Genomic DNA, 17,425 nt, shown 5'->3' with positions numbered 1-17,425 from the left:
TGAGCGGTTTTCGGACGACATCCTGTTCTAGCCGGTGACGAAGTCAATGAGCAGCTTGACGTTCAGCCCGGCGATGACGACCGCGATCAGATAGGCGATACCGCTCAGCCAGCGCGGCGCCACAAGTTCGCCCATCTTGGCCTTGCTGGCGGTGAACATCACGAGCGGGAAGACGGCGAAGGAAAGCTGCAGGCTGAGCACCACCTGTGTCAGGATCAAAAGCTCCGCCGTGCCCTGGTCGCCATACCAGATGGTGACGATTGCCGCCGGCACGATGGCGATGGCGCGGGTGATCAGTCGGCGCATCCACGGCTGCAGCCGGATCTTGAGGAAGCCTTCCATGACGATCTGGCCGGCAAGTGTCGCCGTCACCGTCGAGTTGAGGCCGCAGCAGAGCAGCGCGATGCCGAACAGCGTCGGCGCGATGGCGAGACCCAGCAGCGGCGACAGCAGCGAATGCGCCTCGCCGAGCTCGACGATGTCGGTCCTGCCATGCGCATTGAAGGCGGCAGCGGCCAGGATCAGGATCGAGGCGTTGATCAGTAGCGCGAAGCAGAGCGCGACCGTCGAGTCGATCGTCGCATAGGTCAGCGCCTCCTTCTTTTCGGGAACCGTATGGCCGTAGGCCCGCGTCTGCACGATGCCGGAGTGGAGATAGAGATTGTGCGGCATGACGGTCGCGCCGAGAATGCCGAGCGCGAGATAAAGCATCTCAGGATTGGTGACGATCTCAGTGGTCGGGAAGAAGCCGGTGATGACGGAGCCCCATTGCGGGTCGGCAAGCAGGATCTGCACGCCGAAGCAGAGCGCGATGACGCCGAGCAGCGCGATGATGAAGGCTTCCACCCAGCGGAAGCCGAGTTTCTGCAGGAAGAGGATCACGAAGACGTCGAGCGCGGTGATCAACACGCCGAGTTCGAGCGGAATGCCCATCAAGAGGTTGAGGCCGATCGCCGTGCCGATCACCTCGGCGATGTCGGTGGCGATGATGGCAATTTCGGCAAAGGCCCAAAGCGGCACCGAAACCCATTTCGGATAGGCGTCGCGGCAGGCCTGCGCAAGGTCGCGGCCCGAGGCGATCGCGAGACGCGCGCAGAGCGATTGCAGGACGATCGCCATCAGGTTGGAAAGCAGTGCGACGGTGAGCAGCGCATAGCCGAATTTCGAGCCGCCGGCGAGCGAGGTCGCCCAATTGCCGGGGTCCATATAGCCGACGGCGACCATATAGCCCGGCCCGGCAAAGGCCGCGGCCCTGCGCCACCGCGAGCTGTGACGCCCGGTTCCGACCGTGCGGTAGACATCCGACAGCGACGCCTCGCCGCGTTCGTGCCGCCAGCCGCTTGTTACCTTGGGGTTGAGGGCGTCCATGCCATTTCCACCTGTTTATCGTGAGCGCACTATGACGAACTAGAATGATAATGCAAGTCATTCGCAACAAGAAAGACCATTCTCGATGTTTTGCAAACGCGGCCATTGCGTTTGTCGTTCCAGCGCATACATGGATGCCGATCGCAGATGACGATCGGGCGACCCGAAGCGAAGGATGGGAAATGGCCGGATTCTGGAAAAAATTGCTGCCGAAACGGTTCCGCAAGGAGGGCGTCACCATCCCGGTCGTCAGATTGCAGGGCGCGATCATCAGCGGCGGCGGCCAATTCCGGCCGACCCTCAATCTCGCCAATGTCGCTCCGGTTCTGGAAAAGGCCTTCGCCATGAAGGGCTCGCCGGCGGTTGCCATTTCGATCAACTCGCCGGGCGGCTCGCCCGTCCAGTCCCGGCTGATCTTCACCCGCATCCGCGAGCTTGCCCGCGAGAAGCAGAAGAAGGTTCTGGTCTTCGTCGAGGACGTCGCCGCCTCCGGCGGCTATATGATCGCGCTTGCCGGCGATGAGATCATCGCCGACGCCACCTCGATCGTCGGCTCGATCGGCGTCGTCTCCGGCGGCTTCGGCTTTCCCGAACTCCTGAAGAAGATCGGCGTCGAGCGGCGCGTCTACACGGCCGGCGAAAACAAGGTGATCCTCGATCCGTTCCAGCCGGAAAAGGAAAAGGACATCGAATATTTAAAGAGCCTGCAGCTCGAGATCCATCAGGTCTTCATCTCGATGGTGCGCGAGCGCCGCGCCGGCAAGCTGAAGGATGACGCCACCGTCTTTTCCGGCCTGTTCTGGAGCGGCACCCGCGGCCTCGAACTCGGCCTCGTCGACGGCCTCGGCGACATGCGCCAGGAGCTGAAGCGGCGCTACGGCCAGAAGGCGAAGCTTGAGCTCGTCACCGCCAGCCGCGGCCTGCTCGGCCGCCGCATTCCCGGCGTGTCGCCGGTCTCGCTCGAGGGCGCCGCATCGGGACTCGCGACGGGGCTTGTCGAAGCGGCGGAAGAGAGAGCATTGTGGAGCCGCTTCGGGCTTTGAGAGGAGCAAGAGAGGGGCATGGCACAGCTTATCACCATCCTGGTCCTGGTCTTTTCGGCCTGGTGGCTCTACCGCCGCTTCGTCTCCGACGCCCGCAAGCTCGCTGAAAAATCGCGCCGCGCCGAGAAGGAGCGCCAGACCGGCGCGATCGGCACGCTGGTCAAGGATCCCGTGACCGGTGAATACCGGCTGAAGCGGGATGAGGAATAGAAGGTATTGCCCTGCGCTGCCCCTCATCCGCCTGCCGGCACCTTCTCCCCGTAAACGGGGCGAAGGGGGCATGCCGCAACGTCTCCGTTCCTCGCTGACCTCTCGCGGGGCACGTCCCCTCTCCCCGCGCGCGGGGAGAGGGCTAGGGTGAGGGGCAGCCGTTGGGCAGTGTCTCTCGACATGCCCTCCCGCAAAACCCTTGACCCCTGCCGCCCTCCATGGCACCTGTCGCGCCGATAATCCCTAAGCAATCGGTGCCGTCGATGTCAGCTATCCCAGACCATATGAACCCGAAGCGCTCCTTCCAGGCGCTGATCCTGACCCTGCATAGCTACTGGGCGGACAAGGGTTGCGCGGTGCTGCAGCCCTACGACATGGAAGTCGGCGCCGGCACCTTCCACCCGGCCACCACGCTGCGCGCCCTCGGGCCGAAGCCTTGGAAGGCGGCTTACGTCCAGCCCTCCCGCCGCCCGTCGGACGGCCGCTATGGCGAAAACCCGAACCGCCTGCAGCATTATTACCAGTATCAGGTCATCCTGAAGCCGAACCCGCCGAACCTGCAGGAGCTTTACCTCGGCTCGCTGGCGGCGATCGGCCTCGATCCGCTGCTGCACGACATCCGCTTCGTCGAGGACGATTGGGAAAGCCCGACGCTCGGCGCCTGGGGCCTCGGCTGGGAATGCTGGTGCGACGGCATGGAGGTCTCGCAGTTCACCTATTTCCAGCAGGTCTGCGGCATCGAATGCGCGCCGGTCGCCGGTGAGCTGACCTATGGTCTCGAGCGCCTGGCCATGTATGTCCAGGGCGTCGACAATGTCTACGATCTGAACTTCAACGGCCGCGAGGGCGACGAGAAGATCAGCTATGGCGACGTCTTCCTGCAGGCCGAACAGGAATATTCGCGTCACAATTTCGAATTCGCCAATACCGAAATGCTGCATCGCCACTTTGTCGACGCCGAGAAGGAATGCCGGGCGCTGCTCGATGCCGGCGCCCCCGGCAACAGCGCCAACCAGCGCCTGCACAAATGCGTCTTCCCGGCCTATGACCAGTGCATCAAGGCCAGCCACGTCTTCAACCTGCTCGATGCCCGCGGCGTCATCTCGGTGACCGAGCGCCAGAGCTATATCCTGCGGGTGCGCACCCTCGCCAAAGCCTGCGGCGAAGCCTTCTTGCTGACCGATGCCGGCGGCGTCAACCTGTCGAAAGAGGCGGCGTAAAAGCCGTCTCTAAAAATTCGCCGCTCTCGAGACTGCGCTTCTTTCGCGCGAAGCTTATCGCTGTTTCGATCAGGTATAGATTCGGTCTGTCTTTTGAAGAGCGGCATTTTTTATTTCAAAATCGCATTTGAAAACTGCGCAGGCGGGATGTTGCGCCTTTTATCATGGCCCATCTTATGCGCCATGCTGCTCGCACTGACGTCGTGCAGCAATTTCGACCAAGAGTTCACCGTCCAATCGGCAAACAGCACGGTTGAGGTCTACACCGACGGCACCGCCTTTGTGTCGGAGTTCTTCGACATAGCGGTCAAAAGGGCGGAAAATTACGGCGGCGTTTACGTTGATATCCCTCAACGTTTCACGGATGCGTCAGGTGGTGTTCACTGGCGCGATTTCCAACTGGCCGCAGCTCGGCGCGGCGGACTCGATGAATATTTTTCCATAGAAAACAATGTGCCGGGCTATTCGATTTATATAGGAATGGAGCACTGCAAAAGTTGCTCCGCAGATCTGCCCAAGGTTCCTACAAAGATCCAGATCGCTTACTGGCTCGGACGCCTGGTTCGTCAGGAAGGCAACCGCGAGGTTCTCTTCCTGCCAGCCTATATGGGTCGCGTGCACGGCCAGGGAGCGAAAAAAACGCTGACCCTGAAGCTGCCGCCGGGCGGAACGTTACGCCCTTCGCAACAGGATCGGGCGGCGGCCTATGACGTCACGCGCAGCGCGCCGAATGAGCTCTTGGTGTCGATTCCAGCAGGCAAGGGGGATAGAGTCCTGCCTGATATCGAGATCGAATATCCCGCAGGGACCTTTGTGATTGTAACAAGCGGGAAGCGGATACAGTGGTGGCTTTCCGATCACTTTCTCCCCTTCATAAGCATTTTAGGGCCGCTGATCGTCGCTCTGGTCGCTATCCTCAATTTTCGACCGTCCTGGCTTGTGCCTGCACCATTGATAACTGTCGACACCAAAATAACGCAAAACATATCCCCCGCTCTTGCGGCCTATCTGTTCCGGAATTGGAAGGCAGATGCGGCAAAAGCGGCCTTCCTGGCGTCCGTCTGCCAACTCGCAGTAAAGCGAATGCTTCGCATTTCCAGCCTGGATGAGGATGCGGAGGCTTCGAACTTAATCACAAAGCAAGAGCGCAAGAAGGGCAAGCCGGGTCGTTCCAGGTGGTATGCTCTTCCGGCTGCGACGCGCTTGGTATTCGGCCAAATTGAAGGAGAGCGGCCTGCCGGCGATCGGCGCAGAGTTAAAAATGCCCGGCCTGATGTGAGGGATGAATTGCACAGAACAGTCACCGAGGAATATCAGAAGATCAGAGGCACAGATCGATGGAGCTTGGCGACTGCTGCGACCGTTCTGGTTCTTGGCATTGTCGTCGCCTCATTCTCGGGCCTTTTGATTTTTTCCGCGGCCATCTGCGGGATATTGTTGGTTCTTTTGATCGTTACAACGATGTTTCGCCATCCGGAGCGGTTTCCCGTGGCCACCGGCACCTCCGAGCAGTTCGCACAGGCGACTTTTTTGTTTGTGGGGCTTCCGGCGATTGTGATTGCTGCGCTTTCCTATATCGGCACGACCAAGGTGATCAGCGAACAGTGGCCATATCTGACGGCGATCTTGCTGCACATTGCCGGCATTATCGCGGTTTTCGCGATGCTGCGCATGCCAACGCCGAAGCAGCGGCAGATCCGCAATAATATCCTCAATTTGAATCGTTATATCAGCGGCGAGATAAACGGCCCGACAATGTCGGTCGAATGCTACGAGCACAATCTGCCATTCGCAGTCGCGCTCAACGTCGAGCAGCGCTGGACCGAACGCTTCAATCTGTGGCGAGAGAGCCAGAAGATGGATGCCTATGCTCCGGATTGGCTGATAACCTCTTAGTCAGCAGAGTATCCATCAAAGTCTCATCGAAACCGGCTGAAGAATTGTTTCGCCACGATGACTTTCCATGGCCGAATCACTAACGTGCGATCATCGAATCGGGGAGCCCATCTGCATGTTTGTCATACTCGCTATTGTCGCTGTCATCGCGCTTTACATCGTCTTCATCTATAACGGCCTTGTTCGCTCCCGGCAGATGGCGCAAGAGGCCTGGTCGGGCATCGATGTGCAACTGAAGCGCCGCGCCGATCTGATCCCGAACCTGATCGAGACCGTCAAGGGTTATGCCGCCCATGAGAAGTCGACGCTCGAGGAGGTGGTTGCGCTCCGGAACAAGGCGCAGGCCGTGCCATCAGGCGATGTCGCCGGCAGGGCGCAGGTGGAAGGGCTGCTCGGCCAGGCGCTCGGGCGGGTCATCGCGCTCGCCGAGGCCTATCCGGATCTCAAGGCCAACCAGAATTTTGCCGAGCTGCAGGATTCGCTGGAAACCATGGAGGGCGAGCTGCAGATGTCGCGGCGTTATTACAATGGTGCGGCCCGCGATCTCAACGTCAAGGTCGAAAGCTTCCCCTCCAATCTCGTCGCCGGCCAGTTCGGTTTTGCCAAGCGGGAATATTTCGAAATCACCAATGAGGCCGATCGTGCCGTCCCCAGCGTGAAATTCTGACGGTCCGGCATTTTGCCTTTGCGAGAAAGCGATTAAGAGCAAGGGCAGATTGCGGCCGGCAATGGTCGCTCCATGGAAGAAACAACATGACACGCACAGCCAAACTCACGATCATCCCGCCTGCCGGGCCGCTTTCGGGCCGCGCCATGCCGCCGGGTTCGAAGTCGATCACCAATCGGGCACTGCTGCTCGCCGGCCTTGCAAAGGGCACGAGCCGGCTGACCGGCGCGCTGAAGAGCGACGATACGCGTTATATGGCCGATGCGCTGCGCGCCATGGGCGTTGCGATCGACGAGCCCGATGAGACCACCTTCGTCGTCACGGGCAGCGGCCGGCTCATGCCGCCGAAGGCGCCGCTCTTCCTCGGCAATGCCGGTACGGCCACACGCTTCCTGACGGCGGCGGCCGCGCTCGTCGACGGCACCGTCATCGTCGACGGCGACGAGCACATGCGCAAGCGCCCGATCGGCCCGCTGGTCGAGGCGATGCGCACACTCGGCATCGATGTGAGCGCCGAGACCGGCTGCCCGCCGGTCACCGTCAGGGGGACCGGCCGCTTCGAAGCCGACCGCATCCTGATCGATGGCGGGCTGTCCAGCCAATATGTCTCGGCGCTGCTGATGATGGCCGCCGGCGGCGACCGTCCTGTTGACATCGAGCTCGTCGGCGAGGATATCGGCGCGCTTGGCTATATCGATCTCACCACGGCGGCGATGAAGGCCTTCGGCGCCAAGGTCGAAAAGACCAGTCCCGTCACCTGGCGCGTCGAGCCGACCGGCTACCGCGCCGCCGATTTCGTCATCGAGCCGGATGCGTCCGCCGCCACCTATCTCTGGGCGGCCGAAGTGCTGAGCGACGGCAAGATCGATCTCGGCGTGCCGAATGATGCCTTCACCCAGCCGGATGCCAAGGCCTACGAGACGATTGCCAAGTTCCCGCATCTGCCGGCTGAAATCGATGGCTCGCAGATGCAGGACGCCGTTCCGACGATCGCCGTGCTTGCCGCCTTCAACGAGACGCCGGTGCGCTTCGTCGGCATCGCCAACCTGCGCGTCAAGGAATGCGACCGTATCCGCGCCCTGTCGACCGGGCTCAACAATATCCGCGAAGGCCTGGCCGTCGAGGAGGGTGACGATCTGATCGTTCATTCCGATCCTGCTCTCGCCGGTCAGACGCTGCCGGCCGCGATCGACACCTTCGCCGATCACCGCATCGCCATGAGCTTTGCGCTTGCGGGCCTCAAGATCGACGGCATTACCATTCTCGATCCCGATTGCGTCGGCAAGACCTTCCCGGCTTACTGGCGCACGCTCGCCGCACTCGGCGTGACATATCGGGACAAGGATTGACGGAAAGCGCAGCCGAGGCTGCCGGCGGGGAGACAGGGATGGGGCGTCGGTTTTTCGGTTTTTGCTTGGCGCTGCTCTTGTTGGTGGCCGCCCCGGCGGCCTTTGCCACGGAACTGATCGACAGTTTCGTCTCCGACATTGCGCTCGAAAAGAGCGGTGCGATGACGGTGACGGAAACCGTCACCGTCAATGCCGAGCGCGATCGGATCAAGCACGGCATCTTCCGGGACTTCCCGCTCTATTTCACCGACGCCGGCGGCCGTCGCCGCAGCGTCGACTTCGACGTCGTCTCGGTGAAGCGCGATGGCGAGGATGAGCCCTGGCACACGGAACAGATATCAGGCGGCATCCGCATCTATGCCGGTTCGGCCGAGGTGACGGTGACGCCGGGCCGCCACCGCTACGTCTTCACCTACAGGACCGACCGTCAGGTCCGCTATTTCGACGATCATGACGAACTCTACTGGAATGTCACCGGCAATGGCTGGCTCTTCCCGATCCGCTCGGCCACCGCGACGGTGAAGCTGCCGCCCGGTGTCGCTGCGACGCAGACGACCTTTTTCACCGGCCCGAAAGGCGCGACGGAAAAGAATGCCCGCGTCAGCCAAACCGCAGCCGGCCTCGTCTTTTCCACCACCGCGCCGCTCAATCCCAACGATGGCCTGACCTTCGCGATCCGCATGCCGAAAGGGTCGATCGATCCGCCGAGCAAGGATATGGAGAGCACATGGTGGCTGAAGGATAACCGCGATTACTTCATCGGCTTCGGCGGCCTGATCCTGGTTTTCGCCTATTATGGGAGATCTTGGTGGAAGGTCGGCCGCGACCCCGCCCGCGGTGTCGTCGTGCCGCGCTGGGATGCGCCGGAGGGCATCTCGCCGGCCCTGGTCAACTATATCGACAATAAGGGCTTCTCCGGAGGCTGGACGGCGCTTGCCGCAACCGCCCTCGATCTGGCCGTCCGCGGTTACGTCAAGCTCGAAGATCTCAAGAATTCGATCACCATACGCGGCACCGGCAGGCCGCTCGACAGGCAAAAACTGCAGGCCGGCGAGACCGAGCTCCTGAAAGCCGCCGGCGGCGCCGGCAGGACGCTGACGATCGACAAAGCCAATGGCGAGCATGTGAAATCGGTGGGTCAAGCCTTCCGCTCGGCGATCGAGAAGGAACACCGCGGCAAATATTACAATTCCAATATCGGCTACACCATAGGCGGCGTCGCGCTCAGTGCCGTCTTCCTGGCGGCGCCGTTCATTGTCGGGTCGCTCGAGCCCGATACGGTCGTGATGATGCTGATGCCGATCGCCATCTCGGTCTTCATTGCCGTCTTGGTCGCCGGGTTCACCCGGCCGCTTTATCGCGGCAGATCGCTGTTCGGCAAGATCATCGCACTCGTGGTCACGTCAATCGTTGTTTTCGTCGGCGTGAGCATCCTTCTGCTCAGCGTTCTGGCCTTCGCCTCCTCGCTCGTGGAACTGCACGAGACGCCGATGCTCTTTGCGATCGGCGGCATCGTGCTGCTCAACATCCTCTATTTCTTCATCATGGGCGCGCCGACCCCGCTCGGCGCCAGGATGATGGACGGCGTTGATGGCCTGCGGCAATATCTGACGCTGGCCGAGAAGGACCGCATGAACATGGCCGGCGCGCCCGAAATGTCGCCGCAGCATTTCGAGACGCTGCTGCCTTATGCGGTGGCGCTCGGTGTCGAAAAACCCTGGTCGCGCACCTTCGAGACCTGGCTTGCGGCTGCCGCCGCCGGCACGGCCGCGGCCTACGACCCCTCCTGGTATTCCGGCGATTTCGACAGCGGCCGCTTTTCCGACCGCGTCGGCGGCTTCTCCTCGTCGATGGCCTCGACCATCGCCTCGACGATCCCGTCGCCACCGCCGTCGAGCTCGTCATCCGGCTTTTCCGGCGGCGGCTCCTCCGGCGGAGGCGGCGGCGGTGGCGGAGGCGGGGGCTGGTAAGCTTTCCCGCTTGACCTTTCGGCGCTTGGCCCTTAACCGCCAGGGACAAAAGGAAAGGGTGGCGCATGAAGGTTCTGTTGATCGGATCGGGCGGACGCGAGCACGCACTCGCCTGGAAGCTGGCGCAATCGCCGTTGCTGAGCGAGTTCTATGCCGCACCCGGCAATCCCGGCATTGCCGAACACGCCATCCTCGTACCCGTGAATATCGACGATCATGAAGCGGTCGCCGCTTTCTGCCGGGAGAAGGCAATCGATTTCGTCGTCGTCGGCCCGGAAGCGCCGCTCGTTGCCGGCCTTGCCGACCGCTTGCGCGCCGATGGCCTGGCCGTCTTCGGTCCCTCCGCCGCCGCCGCCCAGCTCGAGGGCTCCAAGGGTTTCACCAAGGATATCTGCGCCCGCTACGGCATTCCCACCGGCGCCTATCAGCGCTTCAACAACGCGCCGAAGGCCAAGGCCTATATTCGCGCTCAGGGCGCGCCGATCGTCGTCAAGGCCGACGGCCTTGCCGCCGGCAAGGGCGTGACGGTGGCGATGACGCTGGATGAAGCCTTGGCCGCCGTCGACGACTGCTTCGAGGGCGCCTTTGGCGCGGCCGGCGCCGAAGTTGTCGTCGAAGCCTATCTCGACGGCGAGGAGGCAAGCTTCTTCTGCCTCTGCGATGGCAGACATGCGCTGCCGCTGGCAACCGCCCAAGACCACAAGCGGGTGGGCGAGGGCGATACCGGCGTCAATACCGGCGGCATGGGCGCCTATTCGCCGGCGCCCGTGATGACCGCCGAAATGGTCGAGCGCACCATGAAGGAGATCATCGAGCCGACGATCCGCGGCATGGCCGAAAGCGGCCATCCCTTCTCCGGCGTATTTTTTGCCGGATTGATGATCACCGAGAAGGGTCCGGAACTCATCGAATACAATGTCCGCTTCGGCGATCCCGAATGCCAGGTGCTGCTGATGCGGCTGAAGAGCGATCTGCTGCCGCTGCTTTTGGCTACCGCCAACGGCACGCTCGATCAGGTGAGCGCCGACTGGAGCGACGATCCGGCACTGACTGTCGTCATGGCCTCGAAGGGCTATCCCGGCGCCTATGAAAAGAACACGCCGATCCTCTCCCTGCCGCAGGCGGGCGACGGCGAGAAAGTGTTTCATGCCGGTACGGGCCTCAAGGACGGCGCGCTGGTTGCGACCGGCGGCCGCGTGCTGAACGTCACCGCGACCGGCGGCACGGTCGCCGAGGCGAGCGACCGCGCCTACGCCCTGCTCGACAAGGTCCGCTGGGATAACGGCTTCTGCCGCCGCGACATCGGCTGGCGGGCGATCGAGCGCGAAAAAGCCTGATATCAGGTGTAAACCGGCGCCTTCGTTAAATTTTTACCCTTTCCCCTGACGGGATGGAAACAAAGCTGCGTTAAAACACTCTCATAGTGAGACGGAGCGGCTTCATGCGTCAGATTTTCCTCGGTGCGGCAATCCTGCTGATGGCGGGTTCGGCAATGGCCTCCTCGATCGAGGTGATCGGCAAGGCCGCGCCGCGCGCTGCCGAGGGCAGCATCGTCACCGAAAGCTGCGCCGATTGCCCGCCGCTGCAGGCCGAGATCACCAAGAAGGATTATACGGTGCCGGAACTGAAGCCCGGCGCCGTGCAGGCGACCGAGGTCCGTGATGTCGGCGGCGAAAAGAAGATCTATCGCACCGAAGCCTGGATGGGCGGTTCGCCCGTGGTCTTCGTCAGCAAAGCGACCCCGGAAGCGATGATTGCCGCCGCGCCTTCAGCCCCGGCCGCAGATGGCATCGATATGAACGCCACCACCGCCGCCGTCATCGGCAGCGATGCCCGGCCGGTTGCCGCCGGCATGGCCGAACAGCCGGCGCCGCTGAACGTGTCCGAATTCAAGCTGCGGTTCTAAAAACTTTCCAGCTTCTTCCGTCCTGATTTGCGTGAAGAAAAAGTTCCCTGCCCCTGCCCGATCAAGGTTTCGATCGTTGGGGTTCCACGTCAGGTGGACCGGATGCACCCTCGAAGAGAAGCGGGGGTGCATTCTGTTTTGACCTAGAGACAGCGCCGGCAGATACGTCGTTTTCACGTCGCGTGCGCCACGCGTTCGATCAGCCGCTCGATCTCGCGATCGGAAAACACTTCGATACCGGCCGCTTTCAGCGCCGCCGCCGTCACGCCGTTGCCGGCCTGCCTGCGGCCGGAAAAGCTGCCATCATAGATGAAAGCCGAGCCGCAGGACGGGCTGCCGTCGATGAGCAGCGCATAGCGGCAGTCGGCCTGCCTTGCGAGCGCCACGGCGTTCTCCGCCGCCTGCAGGAAGTCTTCCGTCACATCGCCGCCGGTGATCTCGACAACCCGCGCCGTGCCGCCCAGCACCTCTTCGCCCGTTGCCGCGCCGGCGATCTCCGCCGGCGGCCGCGGCACCGGCATGCCCGCCGACATTTCCGGACAGATTGTCACCAGCCGCCCCTCGGCGCGCCAGCGCTCTATCGCCGGATGCACCAACGGCTTCGCCCGCCCGTCATAGCGGACGGCGTAGCCCATAAGACAGGCGCTGACGAGAATCTTGTCTTGCATGCCTGTTTGATAGCGCCACGGCGGCGACAATGCCAGTGTTGGATGACCTCGTATTGCGTGATCATTCCTCGGCGGTGGCTCGAAGATCCTGCGCCTCGATTGGCCCTTACGATAGGACGGCACACCTCTCCTCCGTCGTCCTCGGGCTTGACCCGAGGACCCATGGCCGCATGTATTGCGTTTAAGTTAAAACGCCCAGCCGAAACCCGGCTTTCAGCCCGAAATCTTCGAGAAATCCGCAACCGTTCCCGTCGCTTCGCGGATCAGCCGCAAGAGGGCGAGGCGGTTGGCGCGGATGGCGGCGTCCTCGTCGTTGACCAGCACCTCTTCGAAGAAGCGGTCGACCGGGCCGCGCAGCTTGGAGAGAGCTTCCATCGCCGAACGGAAATCTTCCCCGGCCACGGCATTCGCCGCATCCTTCGAGGCGCTTGATATGGCGGCAAACAGCTCCTTCTCGGCGTCGAGCTTCAGGAGTGCCGGGGATACGCCGTCGGCAATGACGGTGCCCTTCTTTTCCTCGGCGGCGAGCAACTGCGTCGCGCGCTTGGTGCCGGCAAGCAGGTTCTTGCCGTCTTCCGAGGTGATGAAGGCCGTCAGCGCCTCGACACGGCGCGCCACCATCAGCAAGTCGTCGGCATCGGGCGTCAGCACGGCGTCGATGAGATCGTGGCGGGCGCCCTGATCGCGCAGATAGACCTTCAGCCGGTCGTGGAAGAAGGAGAGCAGATCGCCATCCCTTGTTGTCGCCAACAGCGGCAGGCGGACCCTTCGCTCCAGCAGGATCCTGACGACACCGAGGGCTGCCCGCCGCAGCGCAAAGGGATCCTTCGATCCCGTCGGCTTTTCGTCGATCGCCCAGAAGCCGGTCAGCGTGTCGAGCTTGTCGGCAAGCGCCAGCGTGATCGCCACCTTGTCTTCCGGCACCCGGTCGGACGGGCCTTGCGGCTTGTAGTGATCCTCGACGGCCGCGGCAACCGAGGCGTTTTCACCCTGCAGCACCGCATATTTGCGGCCCATCAGGCCCTGCAGCTCCGGAAATTCGCCGACGGCTTCGGTGCGCAGATCGGCCTTGGCGAGCACGGCGGCGCGATCGGTGAGCGCGGTATCGGCGCCGGTGACAGCAGCCAATTCCTTGGCCAGCGCCCGGATGCGGGCGACGCGCGCGCCCTGCGTGCCGAGCTTGGCATGGAACGTCACGTCGAGCGCGTCGAGCTTGGCCATGCGCTGATCGAGCGGCTTCTTGAGGTCGAGGCCGAACTTTGCCGCCGAAGCTGCAAGCGTTTCGAGATCCGGCAAATTGCCCTGGTCCCGCTTCCAGAAATGCAGCGCGTCCGAAAGCCGGGCCCGCACCACCTTGCCGTTGCCGTGGACGATTTCCTTGCCGCCGTCATGCGCCTGGATGTTGGAGACGAGGATGAACCGGTTCGACAGCGTGTCCTCGCCCTGCTTGCGGGTGACGAAGCACTTCTGGTTGGTTTTGATCGTCAGCCGGATGATTTCCGAGGGGATGGAGAGGTAATCCTCTTCGAAGGAACCCATCAGCACCTGCGGCCATTCGACGAGGCCGGAGACTTCCTCCAGCAAGCCTTCGTCTTCCACCAGTTCGAGCCCGTTGGCGAAGGCGATGTCGCGCGCGTCGTGCAGGATGATGTCCTTGCGCCGCTCGGCATCGAGGATGACCTTCGCCCTTTCCAGGCTCCCTGCATAATCGTCGAAGCGCCGAACGGTGATCGCCTCGGGCGCATGGAAACGATGGCCGTAGGTGATGTTGGAGGCGGTGATGCCGTCGATCTCGAAGGGGATGACGACTGTCTCCTCATGCTCGGGGCCGAAAGTGCAGACGATCGACTGCAGCGGCCGCACCCAGCGCAGCGCGCCGGACTTGGAGGAGGCCTTGCCCCAGCGCATCGACTTCGGCCAGGGGAAATCGCGGATGATGGCGGGCATCACCTCGGCGACGATCTCTTCCGCTGCGCGGCCGGGCTTGGAGATGACCGCGACGTAGAAATCGCCCTTCTTCGGATCGCTGACCACCTGCGCCTCGGAGACCGACGAAAGGCCGGCGCCGCGCAGGAAACCTTCGATCGCCTTTTCATTGGCGTCGGTGCGCGGCCCCTTGCGCTCCTCGCGCACATCGGCCGAGCGGGCCGTCAGGCCGTGAATGTCGAGCGCCAGCCGCCGCGGCGTCCAATATTCACGCGCGCCCTCATAGGACAGACCCCCTTCGACGAGCGCATCGGTGACGAGCTTCTTCAGGTCGCCGGCGGCCTTGCGCTGCATGCGGGCTGGAATCTCTTCGGAGCGGAGTTCGAGAAGAAGGTTTGGCATGTCACACTTTTCCTTGCGCCCGCGGGCAGGGCGATCCAAAACGTTGCTTCTGCTATCAAAGAATGCCGCATCTGCACAACCGCAAAAACGGAAGAGGGCGATGGGGTGGATGGTTGGAGGCGCTGTGCCGTGTGGCCCCCTCATCCGACCCTTCGGGCCACCTTCTCCCCGCTGGGGAGAAGAGGGAGCAAGTCGCTCCGACACTGGCAAACGAATCCGCCTGCTAATAGGCACTTCATCCAATGGGATCGATGGCGAAGCGCCACTCTCCCTCTTCTCCCCAGCGGGGAGAAGGTGGCCCGAAGGGCCGGATGAGGGGGCCCCACGGCACAACGCCGATGACCCCCCATCCATTAACTTCCGCTGTGGAAACCACAGTCGGGCATTGCCTTGCCGCTTTTCGCCGCTATGGTCCCGCAACTTTCGTCGACACAGGAAATCCCATGGCCGCTGACCTCCGCTTTCTCGCAGCCCGCATCGCGGCCGAAATCAACGCCCGGCCGGATCAGGCCAAGGCCGCCATAGAGCTGCTCGACGAGGGCGCCACCGTGCCCTTCATCGCCCGCTACCGCAAGGAAGTGACGGGCGGGCTCGATGACACGCAGCTGCGTAATCTCGCCGAGCGGCTGGTCTATCTGCGCGAACTCGAAGCCCGGCGCGCTGCGATCGTCGAATCGATCACCGGTCAGGGCAAGATGACCGACGAGCTGATGGGGAAAGTGGCCGGCGCCGAAACCAAGGCCGAGCTCGAGGATCTCTATCTGCCCTATAAGCCGAAGCGCCGCACCCGCGCCGAAATCGCCCGCGAACGCGGCCTCGGCCCGTTGGCCGAGACGATCCTTGCCGACCGCGGCCGGGAACCGGCGGTGCTCGCCGAAGCCTTCGTCACCGCTGACGTGCCCGATGTGAAGACGGCGCTCGAAGGCGCGCGCGACATCATCGCCGAAGGCATTGCCGAAAACGCCGATCTGCTCGGCAGACTGCGCGCCCATATGCGCCAGGCGTCGCTGCTGAAGGCCAAGGTCGTCGACGGCAAGCAGGCGACGGGCGAGAAGTTTTCCGATTATTTCGACCATTCCGAACGCTGGGCGACCGCCCCCGGCCACCGCGCGCTCGCCATGCTGCGCGGTTGGAACGAGGAAGTGCTGACGCTGACGATCGAGGCCGATGCCGAGACCGCCTCGCCCAACAAGCCGGTCGAACGCATGATTGCTTCAGCCTATGAGATCGGCGCAAGCCGCCCCGGCGACCGCTGGCTGATGGAGGTCGCAAGCTGGACTTGGCGCGTCAAGCTTTCCATGTCGCTGTCGCTCGACCTGATGCGCGAATTGCGCGAGAGGGCCGAAGAGGAGGCGATCCATGTCTTTGCCCGCAATCTCAAGGATCTGCTGCTCGCCGCCCCCGCCGGCTCGCGCGCGACGATGGGCCTCGATCCCGGCATCCGCACCGGCGTCAAGATCGCCGTCGTCGACGGCACCGGCAAGGTGGTGGCGACCTCGACCGTCTATCCCTTCCAGCCGAGGAACGATGTGCGCGGCGCCCAGATCGAGCTCGCATCGCTGATCCGCAAGCACAATGTCGAGCTGATTTCGATCGGCAACGGCACCGGCAGCCGCGAAACGGAAAAGCTGGTGGCCGACATGCTGGCCGACCTGCCGGCCCCGAAGCCGACCAAGGTCATCGTCTCGGAAGCCGGCGCCTCGGTCTATTCCGCCTCGGCGACAGGTGCTGCCGAATTCCCCGATCTCGACGTGTCGCTGCGTGGCGCCGTCTCGATTGCCCGCCGTCTGCAGGATCCGCTCGCCGAACTCGTCAAGATCGAGCCGAAATCGATCGGCGTCGGCCAGTATCAGCACGATGTCGACCAGCAGAAGCTGTCGCGTTCGCTCGATGCCGTGGTCGAAGACGCGGTGAATGCCGTCGGTGTCGATCTCAACACGGCGTCCGCGCCGCTGCTCGCCCGCGTTTCCGGCCTCGGGCCCTCGATCGCCGACGCCATCGTCCGCCACCGCGACAGCGAGGGCCGTTTCGAAACGCGCCGCGACCTGCTGAAGGTCGCCCGGCTCGGCGGCCGCACCTTCGAGCAATGCGCCGGCTTCCTGCGCATCCCCAACGGCAAGGAACCGCTCGACGCCTCCTCCGTCCATCCGGAGGCCTATGGTGTGGCCAAGAAGATCGTTGCCGCCTGCGGCCGGGATCTGCGCGCGTTGATGGGCGACAGCGCCGTCCTGAAAGCGGTCGATCCGCGCCAGTTTATCGACGAGAAATTCGGCCTGCCGACGGTTCGCGACATCATCGCCGAGCTGGAAAAGCCCGGCCGCGACCCGCGCCCGAGCTTCAAGACCGCGACCTTCGCCGAGGGCGTCAACGAAATTTCCGACCTGAAGCCCGGCATGGTGCTGGAGGGAACGGTGACCAATGTCGCCGCCTTCGGCGCTTTCGTCGATATCGGCGTGCACCAGGACGGCCTGGTGCACGTGTCCCAGCTTGCCGACCGTTTCGTCAAGGATCCTCACGAGGTGGTCAAAGCGGGCGATGTCGTCAAGGTTCGGGTGGTCGAGGTCGACGCCAAGCGCAAGCGCATCGGCCTCTCGATGCGCCGTGACGACGGTTCTCAGCCATCTCAGCCGCGCGGTGATTCTCGCGGAAATCAGGGAGGCCGGCCGCAGAATGAGAGGCGGCCTGCGGCGCCGAAACAGGAAAGCCAGGGCGCATTCGGCGCCGCACTCGCCGAAGCGATGAAGCGAAAATAAGGGCTTAGCCACCATTTCGGCAAAAATGCCACAGTTTGGCAGCGTTA

13 protein-coding genes are annotated in these 17,425 nt (G+C 63.1%); 10 read left to right on the top strand and 3 right to left on the bottom strand.

The annotated features are described in order from the left end of the window. Positions 1-27 precede the first annotated feature (27 nt). Complete coding sequence (locus CO671_RS08020) at positions 28-1,368, bottom strand: Nramp family divalent metal transporter (RefSeq protein ID WP_097605497.1); 1,341 nt, start codon at positions 1,366-1,368, stop codon at positions 28-30. 182 nt (positions 1,369-1,550) lie between these two features. On the opposite strand from CO671_RS08020, the gene CO671_RS08015 reads away from it, so the two are divergent. The 9 genes from CO671_RS08015 (at position 1,551) to CO671_RS07975 (ending at position 11,629) form a co-directional block, all read left to right on the top strand. Then, positions 1,551-2,411: a S49 family peptidase gene (locus CO671_RS08015; RefSeq protein ID WP_097605496.1), complete on the top strand. Its 861-nt coding sequence runs from the start codon at positions 1,551-1,553 to the stop codon at positions 2,409-2,411. A gap of 18 nt (positions 2,412-2,429) precedes the next feature. Beyond that, on the top strand, positions 2,430-2,621 hold the full coding sequence (locus tag CO671_RS08010; RefSeq protein WP_003584596.1) for a hypothetical protein: 192 nt from the start codon (positions 2,430-2,432) through the stop codon (positions 2,619-2,621). A 263-nt stretch (positions 2,622-2,884) separates the two neighbouring features. Beyond that, a complete protein-coding gene (locus CO671_RS08005; protein ID WP_097605495.1) occupies positions 2,885-3,841 on the top strand; it encodes a glycine--tRNA ligase subunit alpha in 957 nt (318 codons plus the stop codon). Between the two features lie 147 nt (positions 3,842-3,988). Further along, on the top strand, positions 3,989-5,737 hold the full coding sequence (locus CO671_RS08000) for a DUF2207 domain-containing protein (RefSeq protein WP_097605494.1): 1,749 nt from the start codon (positions 3,989-3,991) through the stop codon (positions 5,735-5,737). Between the two features lie 115 nt (positions 5,738-5,852). Next, complete coding sequence (locus tag CO671_RS07995) at positions 5,853-6,404, top strand: LemA family protein (protein ID WP_097605493.1); 552 nt, start codon at positions 5,853-5,855, stop codon at positions 6,402-6,404. An 86-nt stretch (positions 6,405-6,490) separates the two neighbouring features. Then, positions 6,491-7,753: a 3-phosphoshikimate 1-carboxyvinyltransferase gene (aroA, locus tag CO671_RS07990; RefSeq protein ID WP_097605492.1), complete on the top strand. Its 1,263-nt coding sequence runs from the start codon at positions 6,491-6,493 to the stop codon at positions 7,751-7,753. Positions 7,754-7,791: 38 nt separating this feature from the next. After that, positions 7,792-9,723 (top strand): DUF2207 domain-containing protein, encoded by a 1,932-nt coding sequence (locus tag CO671_RS07985; protein ID WP_097605491.1) that lies wholly within the window; start codon positions 7,792-7,794, stop codon positions 9,721-9,723. Positions 9,724-9,788: 65 nt separating this feature from the next. Continuing rightward, complete coding sequence (gene purD / locus CO671_RS07980) at positions 9,789-11,060, top strand: phosphoribosylamine--glycine ligase (RefSeq protein ID WP_097605490.1); 1,272 nt, start codon at positions 9,789-9,791, stop codon at positions 11,058-11,060. Between the two features lie 104 nt (positions 11,061-11,164). Further along, a complete protein-coding gene (locus CO671_RS07975; RefSeq protein WP_097605489.1) occupies positions 11,165-11,629 on the top strand; it encodes a plant virulence effector HPE1-like domain-containing protein in 465 nt (154 codons plus the stop codon). 173 nt (positions 11,630-11,802) lie between these two features. Here the strand turns inward: CO671_RS07975 and CO671_RS07970 are convergent, their stop codons facing one another. Further along, positions 11,803-12,297, bottom strand: a complete 495-nt coding sequence (locus CO671_RS07970; RefSeq protein ID WP_097605488.1) for a DUF523 domain-containing protein — start codon at positions 12,295-12,297, stop codon at positions 11,803-11,805. A gap of 213 nt (positions 12,298-12,510) precedes the next feature. Next, the gene (glyS, locus tag CO671_RS07965; protein WP_097605487.1) at positions 12,511-14,625 is read right to left on the bottom strand and encodes a glycine--tRNA ligase subunit beta; all 2,115 of its coding nucleotides are present in this window, start codon (positions 14,623-14,625) and stop codon (positions 12,511-12,513) included. Between the two features lie 443 nt (positions 14,626-15,068). Between glyS and CO671_RS07960 the strand changes: the two genes are divergently transcribed. Continuing rightward, positions 15,069-17,378, top strand: a complete 2,310-nt coding sequence (locus CO671_RS07960) for a Tex family protein (RefSeq protein ID WP_097605486.1) — start codon at positions 15,069-15,071, stop codon at positions 17,376-17,378. Positions 17,379-17,425 lie beyond the last annotated feature (47 nt).

This window comes from Rhizobium sp. M10 (assembly GCF_002531955.1).
In the GTDB taxonomy this organism is placed as follows: Bacteria; Pseudomonadota; Alphaproteobacteria; order Rhizobiales; family Rhizobiaceae; genus Rhizobium; species Rhizobium etli_C.
This window is presented reverse-complemented; position numbering and strand designations above follow the sequence as displayed.

Coding starts and splice junctions, on each gene's coding strand:
- CO671_RS08020 (WP_097605497.1), bottom strand. CDS start 1,368: ATGGACGCCCTCAACCCCAAGGTAACAAGCGGCTGGCGGCACGAACGC.
- CO671_RS08015 (WP_097605496.1), top strand. CDS start 1,551: ATGGCCGGATTCTGGAAAAAATTGCTGCCGAAACGGTTCCGCAAGGAG.
- CO671_RS08010 (WP_003584596.1), top strand. CDS start 2,430: ATGGCACAGCTTATCACCATCCTGGTCCTGGTCTTTTCGGCCTGGTGG.
- CO671_RS08005 (WP_097605495.1), top strand. CDS start 2,885: ATGTCAGCTATCCCAGACCATATGAACCCGAAGCGCTCCTTCCAGGCG.
- CO671_RS08000 (WP_097605494.1), top strand. CDS start 3,989: ATGTTGCGCCTTTTATCATGGCCCATCTTATGCGCCATGCTGCTCGCA.
- CO671_RS07995 (WP_097605493.1), top strand. CDS start 5,853: ATGTTTGTCATACTCGCTATTGTCGCTGTCATCGCGCTTTACATCGTC.
- aroA (WP_097605492.1), top strand. CDS start 6,491: ATGACACGCACAGCCAAACTCACGATCATCCCGCCTGCCGGGCCGCTT.
- CO671_RS07985 (WP_097605491.1), top strand. CDS start 7,792: ATGGGGCGTCGGTTTTTCGGTTTTTGCTTGGCGCTGCTCTTGTTGGTG.
- purD (WP_097605490.1), top strand. CDS start 9,789: ATGAAGGTTCTGTTGATCGGATCGGGCGGACGCGAGCACGCACTCGCC.
- CO671_RS07975 (WP_097605489.1), top strand. CDS start 11,165: ATGCGTCAGATTTTCCTCGGTGCGGCAATCCTGCTGATGGCGGGTTCG.
- CO671_RS07970 (WP_097605488.1), bottom strand. CDS start 12,297: ATGCAAGACAAGATTCTCGTCAGCGCCTGTCTTATGGGCTACGCCGTC.
- glyS (WP_097605487.1), bottom strand. CDS start 14,625: ATGCCAAACCTTCTTCTCGAACTCCGCTCCGAAGAGATTCCAGCCCGC.
- CO671_RS07960 (WP_097605486.1), top strand. CDS start 15,069: ATGGCCGCTGACCTCCGCTTTCTCGCAGCCCGCATCGCGGCCGAAATC.